Genomic DNA, 10000 nt, shown 5'->3' on the forward strand with positions numbered 1-10000 from the left:
ATCAAATGACATTTCCACTAAAAGAGGCTAAAGGTTGGAATACTTTCATCCAAAATAAGGTAAATAAAAACAATTTAAACACTACAGATTCCATTCAAGAAGTCATTAAAAAACACGATAAATTTGCTCTTTATTCGCCTAAAAATGATGATTTTACTATGGCATGGAATGAGAACAACGTTATTATTTATGAGATTATTGAAACCAGAAATAACTTTGCTTACTCTGATTTTTCTGATGCTACGATAGCTGTAGATACTGCCGCAGTGGTTGTAGATGAAGAATATTATGATGATGCTCCAGTTGAGGTTATTGAAGTTGTAGAAGAAGTTCCTGCTAAAGTTATTTTAGATAAAAAAATTAAAGCTGGAGAAGGTGCTCCAATAGAAGAATTAGTTGATAAAAGAGCTGGGGTTGCAGAAGATGTTACTGAAGAGGAAGACATTGAAGAAGCGGATTTTAATGATGAAGAGTATAAAAAATGGATAGCTTCTTTTGAAAAAGAACAAGCACTAGAGCGAATCCAAAAGCATGAAAAACAAGAGGAACAAATTGCACTTTTATTTGAAAATGAATTTGTAACACCTGTATCTTCAAAGATAAATACAAAGGCCGACATTGCTTGTTGGATTAATTATGAAGCTGTTTATGGCAGAATGAGTTCGTTTTATTATTTGTTAGGTTCTATCAATTCAAATAGAGAAGTAAACAATTCTAAGAATGCTATTAAAGGAATGAATGTTGATTTCTATTTTGAGAATAATAAAGCCCGAATGGAGCAAAAAGTAGAATATTCAGAATCTCTTGCCAATGTGATGCAAAAAGTAGTTGCGAGAAAACCGAATAAAAATATTTTTAATTACTTCCCAAAACAAGAGCCTTTAGCGTATTTTTCATATCATTCGAGTACCGAAGAATTGCTTAAAAATTATCCAGAAATCATGGAGCAAATTTTGGGTAATATGCCAATTGACAAAAAAGATACCGAAATAATAACAGATTTAATTTCAACTATTGTTGATGAAGAAGCTACTGCAACGCTTTTTGATGGTGACATTTCAATGTTTTTACATGCTATGGAAACATATGAAAGTACTTTTATGTCGCGAACTTATGATGAAGATTACGAAGAAGTTGAAGAAGAAAAAACCATTACCAAAACTCGACCAATTTTTACTATGATTATGACTTCTACTCATCCAACAATGGGAGATAAGTTATTGAATTTAGGTGTTAGAAAAAATCTTTTACAAAAAGTAGATGACTATTATTTGGTAAATCAATCAGAAGAACTAGGGGATTTCATGATTATCAAGAGAGGAGATGTAATGGTATTTACTAATGGTTTGGATTATTTAAATAATGGATCAAAATCAGATTTCACTAAAAAAGTAAAGAAAGATTTAGCTGCAAATTATTTTTATGGAAATTTTGAAATACAACGTTTCTTCAAATCCTATTTATTAAACCAAGATTTCGGAAATGACACTGCTAAAATGGTACGTTTAGGGAATCAGTTTAAAAACATGGAGTTTAAAGCTTCAAATAAGATAAACAATCGCATTATGAAATTAGAAATGGATATTAATTCTAATTTTTCAAATGAAAACATTGTACTTCAAATGTTAGATTTAATCGATTTCTTAGATTAATTTAATCATATAAATAAAAAACTCCGCTATAAGAATAGCGGAGTTTTTTTATACCCAATCGATTGGTTTTGCTAATATTTTCAATAATTTTTCTTCTTCGCTTCCTGGTTCAGGATGATGGTCGTACACCCATTGCACATGTGGAGGTAAACTCATCAAAATACTTTCGATTCTTCCATTGGTTTTTAGTCCGAAAAGTGTGCCTTTATCGTGAACCAAATTGAATTCTACATAACGGCCACGACGTATTTCTTGCCAAGTTCTTTGAGCATCCGAATAAGGTAAATCTTTTCTTTTTTCTACAATTGGAACATACGCTTGCAAGAAAGAATTCCCAACTTCGGTTACAAAATTGAACCAATCTTCCATTGACATTACTTCAGTTGCTTTTAGATAATCGAAAAACAAACCGCCAATTCCTCTTGCTTCAAATCGGTGTGCGTTCCAAAAGTATTCGTCACATTTCTTTTTATAATTGGGATAGAATTCAGGATTATGTTTGTCGCAAGCATTTTTACAAGTTTGGTGAAAATGTTTTGCATCTTCTTCAAACAAATAATATGGTGTTAAATCTTGTCCGCCACCGAACCATTGGTTGATGATGTTACCGTTTTCATCGTACATTTCAAAATAACGCCAATTCGCATGAACGGTTGGCACCATTGGATTTTTTGGATGAATGACCAAACTCAATCCACAAGCAAAGAAATCCGCTTCTCCTACGCCGAACATTTTTTGCATCGTATCAGGCAATTTACCATGAACGGCTGAAATGTTCACACCGCCTTTTTCAAAAACAGTTCCGTTTTCAATAACACGTGTGCGACCGCCACCACCTTCTGCTCGTTCCCAAACATCTTCACGAAATTTGGTGCTACCATCAATATCCTCTAATCCTTTACAGATTTGATCTTGTAGGTTTTGTATGTAGGTGTAGAATTTATTTTTCATCTTTATTTATTGACCATATTCCTTCACAGCCTCAACAAAAGCTTTAGCGTGATCTACCGGAATGTTTGGTAAAATACCGTGACCTAAGTTTACAATGTATTTGTCTTTTCCGAATTCGTCAATCATTTCGTGAACCATTTTTTTGATGGTTGGGATTGGAGATAACAAACGACTTGGGTCGAAATTCCCTTGTAACGTGATGTCACCACCGGTTAAATAGCGTGCGTTTCTAGGTGAACAAGTCCAATCTACTCCTAAAGCAGATGCTTTTGATTTTGACATTTCGTTTAAAGCGAACCAACATCCTTTTCCAAAAACGATTACTTCTGTTTCTTCGGCTAACGCTTCTACGATTTGGTTGATGTATTGCCATGAAAATTCTTGATAATCTACCGGAGAAAGCATTCCTCCCCATGAATCAAAAATTTGAATCGCATTACAACCTGCTTTTACTTTTTCTTTTAAGTATAAAATCGTAGTATCAGTAATTTTTTGTAATAATAGGTGAGCTGCAACTGGATTTGAAAAACAAAATCCTTTTGCGGTATCAAAACTTTTAGAACCTTTTCCTTCTACAGCATAACAGAAAATCGTCCATGGTGAACCAGCGAAACCAATTAATGGCACTTCGTCGTTCAACATTTCTTTGGTTAGTTTTACTGCATCCATTACGTAACCTAAAGTTTCGTGAATATTTGGCACAAAAACTTGGTTTACTTGCTCAGCAGTACGAATTGGATTTGGAATTATCGGACCTAAATTGTCTTTTAATTCCACGTGAATTCCCATAGCTCTTGGAACTACTAAAATATCTGAGAATAAAATCGCAGCATCCGGTTTTACAATACGAATGGGTTGTACCGTGATTTCAGCAGCTAATTCTGGAGTTTCGCAACGCGTGAAAAAATCATATTTGTCGCGCAAAGCTCTAAATTCTGGTAAATATCTTCCGGCTTGACGCATCATCCAAACAGGTGGACGTTCAACAGTTTCTCCTTTTAATGCTCGTAAAAATAAGTCGTTCTTAATCATTTTTTATACTTTATGCTTTAAGCAATTGGCTATAAGCGTTTATAATATTTTATTACTTCGGTAATTACATTTTTAACGGTGGGTTGCGATGCAATTATTATGTTGTTTGTTTTGTTTTCTAATGCTTTTGCTGTGGTGGTTCCAATGCAAAAACAGGTTTTGTTTTCTAATGAATTCTTTTCTGAAAAGCTGTTGACTCCAGACGGACTATAAAACAAAACACCATCAAATGGTTCTTTGATTTGGTGTCGTTTCAGCTTGGTTTCATATACGACAATTTCGTTATATGCGATTTTATTTTGCTGAAAAAAATCGGGAATTGTATTTCTTCTGATATTTCCGCAAAAGAAAGTAAACGAGTTAGTTTTATATTTTGATTCGATTATTTGGATTAATTCTTCGGCATAATCGGCACTTTCAATAACGGTGAATCCTTTCTTTTCAAGGAAACTTCGGGTTTTACTTCCCACACACAAACACGAAATGGAATGAACGTTTTTTATATCCGATTTTAAAACACTTTTTACCGCTTCTTTACTTGTAAAAACCAAGTAGCCATTGAGTTGAGGTGTTTCAAAATTAATTGATTTAGTTTGAATGAAATCCTTTTCTACAAGTTCAATTTTAGCATCAGAAAGTTTGTTTTTTAATGCTTTTGAAAGTTTTTTTGTAGAGAGAATTCGGGTCATTTTAGCTTCTAATTTGTTGTTCTTCTTGACCTAAACAATAGATTTCAATATCTTTATTGTATCCATAAACTACCAAAATATCATCTTCTAAAACTACTGTTTCTGGCGCAGGACGCCCAATAGATTCTTTAATAATAGATTTTTTTCCGATAAGATTTCGTTTTTCTCTCTTTCGAATAATCGTAATTAGTGTTAAATGATATTTATCTATTGAATCCAATTCGGCTAATGTTTTTCCAAAGAATTCAGGTTTCGCTTTAACTTCAGAAATTGTAAAATTATCATCCAATTGATAGTTTTCTAAAGTTGATTTGAAGTTGATTTGTTTGGTTAATCTGTCTGCCGATTCTTGTTCTGGATGAATAATGCTATGAATTCCCATTGCTTCTAAAACCGTATCGTGAATTGGCGATAAAGCACGACTAATAATTTTTACGTCGCTCAATTTTTTTATTATGGCTGTTGTTATAATAGCCGCACCTTCATTTTCTCCAATAGCAACTACTACTTTGTCGGCATCTTTTAAAGGCAACGCTTCATAGGATAATTCATTAGTAGAGTCCAACGCTATGGCGTGTGAAATTTTATCTTTGATAAGATTAATTTTTTCGATGTTTTTGTCAACACCAATTACTTCGTTTCCTGTTTCAGTAAGACTGATAGCAAGCGACATTCCGAAGTTTCCTAAACCAAATACGATAATTTTCATTTGGACAAGTTTAGTTAATTAATATATTTTCTTTTGGATATTCGTAAAACTGATGATTTAATCTACGCAATAATCCAACCATTAAGTTAAGCATTCCTATACGGCCAATAAACATACATGCAATTAAGACATATTTACTTGGTTCGGTTAATGTTGGTGTGAAATTCAAACTCAACCCCACAGTACTGTATGCTGAAAAACATTCAAAAGCAACTGTTAATAGAGGTGTTCCTTTTGGTTCAAAAATTAGTAAGGCTACAATTGAAATTCCAATAGTTATTAATGAAATACACAAAATGGCAAAGGCTCTCGAAGTTGACTCAGATGAAATTCTTCTGCCAAACAATTGAATTCTACTTTTCCCACTTGCAACAGAAAAAATATTTAAAGTAGCTAATGCAAAGGTACTTGTTTTAATACCTCCCGCAGTAGAAGCAGGAGAACCACCAATCCACATTAAAAAAATGACAAATAATAATGAAGGCACATTCATTTTGGTAAAATCAACGGCATTAAATCCTGCTGTTCTAGGTGTAACCGAATTAAAAGCCGCCGCCGTTATTTTACCAAAAGTGGTTTGATGCTCTGATAAAGTGTTGTTATATTCTGAAATGAACAGAAAAATAAAACCACTAACTAACAATATTAAAGTAGTGTAAATTACAATTTGAGTATTTAAAGTAATAATTCGGACTTTTTTGTGAATAATGGTTTTGTCAAAAAGTTCAACTACATGTGTTTTTATTTTCTGATAAAAGTTGAATACAATGTTGTGACCTAAACCGCCTAATACAATTAATGTCATTATAACCCATTGTAAAAAATAGTTAAAACGAATTCCTTCATCATACAACCCAGCTGATAAAATTGAAAATCCTGCATTACAAAATGCCGAAATGGAATGGAATATTGAAAAGAAAAATTTATTGTTGATAGTATTGTTGTCAATAATAGAAGAATAGACAAAAATGGCACCTATTAGTTCAACTCCTATTGTAAACATTACAACATTTAAAGCAGCTCTAAAAACATCACGTAATCCTTCTTGTGCTATAAAATCTTTTGTGTTTAATCCTTCTTTAAATGAAGAACTTCCTCTGAAAAAGAAAGCGAAAAAAGAAGTAAAAGTTAAAATTCCAATTCCTCCTAATTGTATTAAAACTAAAATTATCGATTGTCCAACAATGGTAAATGAGTTAGAAGTATCTACAACTGTTAATCCTGTAACACAAACAGCACTTGTAGCGGTAAATAACGCATTGGTAAAAGTTATGCCGTTTGTAGTGGCGCTTGGTAGCATTAATAGAAAACCTCCGGTTAAGGCTAAGATCATAAAACTTCCAACAAATACAATAGCTGGATTGAAATAAATATCATAAATGTGACGAACTAGAACTAATAGTCTAAGTAAAAAATAAAAGATAAGTCCGCCTTCAAATATTGGTTTTACTTTTTGAAGAATATAATCAAAAGGAAAATTTAAATTTATGATGGTAACTATTCCAGAAGCAAGTAACATTCCAGTTATTAAAACCATATTTACAAGCGCTACCTTTTTATTGCTTTTGTATTTAAATGTTAAGAATTTAAACGTGTTGAACGCTAGAAGTCCAATCGTAAGAAAAATTAGCCCAATAACATGTGGCGAATTATAGTTTTCTTCGAAATCATATCCAAAGTCAAAAACTATGAAAAGTAGTACGATGATATCAAAAAAGCGATATAAATAATTGAGTAACGATTCTTTCTCCATTTTGGAATAAATTACTTTTTTAAATCCTGGCGAATGCTTTCCATTAAAACATTTCCACCGTCGTTTAAAATTGCTTCGGCGCAATTTTTTCCGAAGTTTTTATAAGAATCAAAAGTACAACTTTTTTTGATTGTGTGTTTTTCTTTTCCGTCTAAAGAGAACAAAACGCCTTCAAAATTTATTTTATCTGAAGTAAATGTTGCTAAAGCTCCAATCGGTGCCGTACAACCACCTTCTAGTGTTTTTAAGAATTCACGTTCAATATGTGTACAAATTTCGGTTTCTGAGTGATTTAATTTGGATAAAGCTTCTTTGCAGAAATCATCGTTTTCCATAGCAACGACAACCATTGCACCTTGTGCTGGTGCAGGAATCATCCAACTTAAATCGATGTAATTTTCTGGTTTTAAATTGATACGTTCTAATCCTGCTGCTGCAAAAATAGCTCCGTTCCAATCGTTATCTTGTAGTTTTTGCATTCGGGTATTTACATTTCCACGTAAATCAACCACATTATGATTCGGATATTTATTTAACCATTGCGCTTGTCTACGCAAACTTCCCGTTGCGATAGTTCCTTCCGAATTTAAAAAATCTAAATTGCCTTTGTGCACTAAAATATCTAACGTATTAGCACGTTCCAAAACTGCTGCTTGTACAATTCCGATAGGTAAAGCTGTTGGTACATCTTTCATAGAGTGAACCGCAATATCTACCTGACCGTTTATCATAGCGATGTCTAAGGTTTTGGTGAAAATTCCAGTAATTCCTAATTCGTAAAGTGGTTTATCAAGAATAATGTCTCCTTGCGATTTTACAGCTACAATTTCTGTTTTGTAACCTAAATCATTTAATTTCTTTTGTACTGTGTGTGCTTGCCAAAGGGCTAATTCGCTATCACGAGTTCCTATTCGGATTATTTTGCTCATTATTTTGAAACCGTTTCTAATTGGAAAATTTTCTCAATCCATTCAATACTTTCGTCCACCATAGTTTCATCATCTTTTAAATGATTAGCAAAATGATTCGTGATTTTCTGAATGATTCTTGCCGTAATCAACTCGGCTTGTTCTTCGTCAAAATTAGCTAATTTTTTACGTTGAAAATTCAATTCTCCTTCTTTAATTGTATTCAGTTTTGCTTTTAAAGCATGTATAGTTGGTGCAAATTTACGCTGTTTGGTCCAAGCTATAAATTCGTCTTTAATTTCTTCAATGATGGCTTCGGCAGCTGGAATGTGTTTTTTTCTGTTTTCCAGAGTTTCATCTGTAATTTGCGAAAGTTCATCCATGTGAACTAAAGTAACACCTTCAATATCTTTTACATTTTCGTTTACATTTTTCGGAATCGATAAATCTAAAATCAATAAAGGTTTTTTCAAATTTAAGATGGCTTTGTCAACTGTTGGGTTTTGAGCTCCAGTTGCTACTACAACTACATCCGCTTTTTGAAGTTCTATTTGTAAATCGGTGTAATCTTTTACGATAACGTCAAGTTTTTTTGCTAATTTCTCAGCCTTTTCTTTAGTTCTATTGATTAATGTGATTTGTTCGTGTTTGGTGTGTTTTACTAAGTTTTCACAAGTATTTCTTCCAATTTTTCCTGTGCCAAAAAGTAAAATATTTTTAGAAGCAATGTCTTCTACATTTTTAAAAATGTATTGTACTGAAGCAAATGACACAGAAGTTGCACCAGATGAAATTTCGGTTTCGTTCTTAATTTTTTTACTTGCTTGAATTACGGCATTTACCAATCTTTCTAAGAATGCATTGGCTAATTCTAGTTCTTTACTTTTTACGAAAGCATTTTTTAACTGGCTGATGATTTCAAAATCACCTAAGATTTGACTGTCTAAACCAGTGCCAACACGAAACATGTGATTAATAGCTTCACTATTTTTGTATACAAAAGCTACTTTTTGAAAATCTTCTACTGTTCCTTGGCTGTTTTCACACAATAGTTTGATTAATTGGAAAGGGTGTTGTGCAAAACCATAGATTTCAGTTCTGTTACAGGTAGAGGTTACAATTAAACTATCAATACCTTCTGCTTTGGCTTGATGTAATAAATTAGTCTTGGATTGTTCGTCCAAACTAAATTTCCCTCTCATTTCAGCATCAGCTTTCTTATAACTCAACCCTACTGCATAGAAAGTCGGATGCTTTGCGAATGTATTGTTTTCCATATGATCTACTCTTTCCTAAAAGTTTAACAAAATTATATTTTCCAATTTTATAAAAACAACGCTTGAAGTACTTTTTATGTCGCTCAAAGATATTTCAAAGACAATTCTATCTTTTTTGCATTATTTCATTAAATTTGTACTATATTCAAGTGTTAACAAGTACTTTATGTAGAATAATTCTAAATAACAAACACTGTATTAACTTGATACATATACGAAAAAATATCGCTATGGGTTCATTAGAAGAAATAAAAATTGAAAATGAGTTTATTTTATTGCGTTTTCAAAATGATAGTAATGAAACAATTAAAATTGAACGACCTGTAAGTCAAGGACTTATACAGTTTCATTTTGGAATTAAAGGAAGAGGAAAATTTATCTTCAATCAAGGAAATTATGCTTTGGATTTGAAAGAAGAGAAATCTCTTTTGTTTTATAATCCGCAAAAGGAATTGCCTATTCATTTGGAATTAGCACCTAATACTTGGGTAATTTCTGTTATTGTCTCTATTAAGAAGTTTCATGGATTATTTTCTTCTGAGGCAGAAAATATTCCTTTTTTAAGTGATGAAAATAAGGATAAAAAATATTATAAAGAAAATGACATAAGTCCTTCTATGTCAATTGTGTTGAGTCAAATATTCCATTATAATTTAAATTCGTTTATTAAAAACTTATATTATAAAGGAAAAGGATATGAACTATTAAGTTTGTATTTCAATCGTTCCGAGGATCCAAATGCGGAACAATGCCCTTTTTTAATTGACGAAGAGAACGTTTTAAAGATTAAAAAGGCAAAAGAAATTATCATTGCTAATATGGCTGAACCTCCTACATTAGAAGTTTTATCTGAACAAGTAGGACTAAGTCTTAAAAAATTAAAAATGGGTTTCAAACAAATTTATGGCGATACGGTTTACGGATTTCTATTTGACTACAAAATGGATTATGCGCGTCAATTGTTAGATAGTGGTTCGTACAATGTAAATGAAGTAGGATTGAAAATTGGTTACAGTACAGGAAGTCATT

Annotated in this window: 9 protein-coding genes; 2 read left to right on the plus strand and 7 right to left on the minus strand. The window is 32.2% G+C overall.

Going from position 1 to position 10000, the window contains the following annotated elements; genetic code table 11:
* Nucleotides 1–1652: hypothetical protein (locus LDL23_RS02320; protein ID WP_291264268.1), on the plus strand; the 1652-nt coding region annotated here is incomplete at its 5' end.
* Between the two features lie 48 nt (nucleotides 1653–1700).
* On the opposite strand, the gene hemF is transcribed toward LDL23_RS02320, so the two are convergent.
* The 7 genes from hemF to hemA are packed head-to-tail and all read right to left on the minus strand — an operon-like array spanning nucleotide 1701 to nucleotide 8971.
* Entirely contained in the window at nucleotides 1701–2603 is a 903-nt protein-coding gene (gene hemF / locus LDL23_RS02325) for an oxygen-dependent coproporphyrinogen oxidase (protein ID WP_291264269.1), read from the minus strand.
* A gap of 6 nt (nucleotides 2604–2609) precedes the next feature.
* A complete protein-coding gene (gene hemE, locus LDL23_RS02330) occupies nucleotides 2610–3635 on the minus strand; it encodes a uroporphyrinogen decarboxylase (RefSeq protein WP_291264270.1) in 1026 nt (341 codons plus the stop codon).
* A gap of 29 nt (nucleotides 3636–3664) precedes the next feature.
* Nucleotides 3665–4324 (minus strand): uroporphyrinogen-III synthase, encoded by a 660-nt coding sequence (locus LDL23_RS02335; protein WP_291264271.1) that lies wholly within the window; start codon nucleotides 4322–4324, stop codon nucleotides 3665–3667.
* Between the two features lies 1 nt (nucleotide 4325).
* Nucleotides 4326–5033, minus strand: a complete 708-nt coding sequence (locus LDL23_RS02340) for a TrkA family potassium uptake protein (protein WP_291264272.1) — start codon at nucleotides 5031–5033, stop codon at nucleotides 4326–4328.
* 10 nt (nucleotides 5034–5043) lie between these two features.
* A complete protein-coding gene (locus LDL23_RS02345) occupies nucleotides 5044–6786 on the minus strand; it encodes a potassium transporter TrkG (protein ID WP_291264273.1) in 1743 nt (580 codons plus the stop codon).
* An 11-nt stretch (nucleotides 6787–6797) separates the two neighbouring features.
* On the minus strand, nucleotides 6798–7718 hold the full coding sequence (gene hemC / locus LDL23_RS02350) for a hydroxymethylbilane synthase (RefSeq protein WP_291264276.1): 921 nt from the start codon (nucleotides 7716–7718) through the stop codon (nucleotides 6798–6800).
* A complete protein-coding gene (gene hemA / locus LDL23_RS02355) occupies nucleotides 7715–8971 on the minus strand; it encodes a glutamyl-tRNA reductase (RefSeq protein WP_291264274.1) in 1257 nt (418 codons plus the stop codon). The genes hemC and hemA overlap by 4 nt, the downstream gene beginning before the upstream one ends.
* 230 nt (nucleotides 8972–9201) lie before the next feature.
* Between hemA and LDL23_RS02360 the strand changes: the two genes are divergently transcribed.
* The coding region (locus LDL23_RS02360) for an AraC family transcriptional regulator (RefSeq protein ID WP_291264275.1) at nucleotides 9202–10000 on the plus strand (799 nt) is incomplete at its 3' end.

The organism is Flavobacterium sp. (genome assembly GCF_020217025.1).
Taxonomy (GTDB): domain Bacteria; phylum Bacteroidota; class Bacteroidia; order Flavobacteriales; family Flavobacteriaceae; genus Flavobacterium.

What these genes read in the sequence shown, in the direction of transcription:
- hemA (WP_291264274.1), bottom strand. Translation starts at nt 8,971, where the DNA reads ATGGAAAACAATACATTCGCAAAGCATCCGACTTTCTATGCAGTAGGG.
- LDL23_RS02340 (WP_291264272.1), bottom strand. Translation starts at nt 5,033, where the DNA reads ATGAAAATTATCGTATTTGGTTTAGGAAACTTCGGAATGTCGCTTGCT.
- LDL23_RS02335 (WP_291264271.1), bottom strand. Translation starts at nt 4,324, where the DNA reads ATGACCCGAATTCTCTCTACAAAAAAACTTTCAAAAGCATTAAAAAAC.
- hemF (WP_291264269.1), bottom strand. Translation starts at nt 2,603, where the DNA reads ATGAAAAATAAATTCTACACCTACATACAAAACCTACAAGATCAAATC.
- LDL23_RS02345 (WP_291264273.1), bottom strand. Translation starts at nt 6,786, where the DNA reads ATGGAGAAAGAATCGTTACTCAATTATTTATATCGCTTTTTTGATATC.
- hemE (WP_291264270.1), bottom strand. Translation starts at nt 3,635, where the DNA reads ATGATTAAGAACGACTTATTTTTACGAGCATTAAAAGGAGAAACTGTT.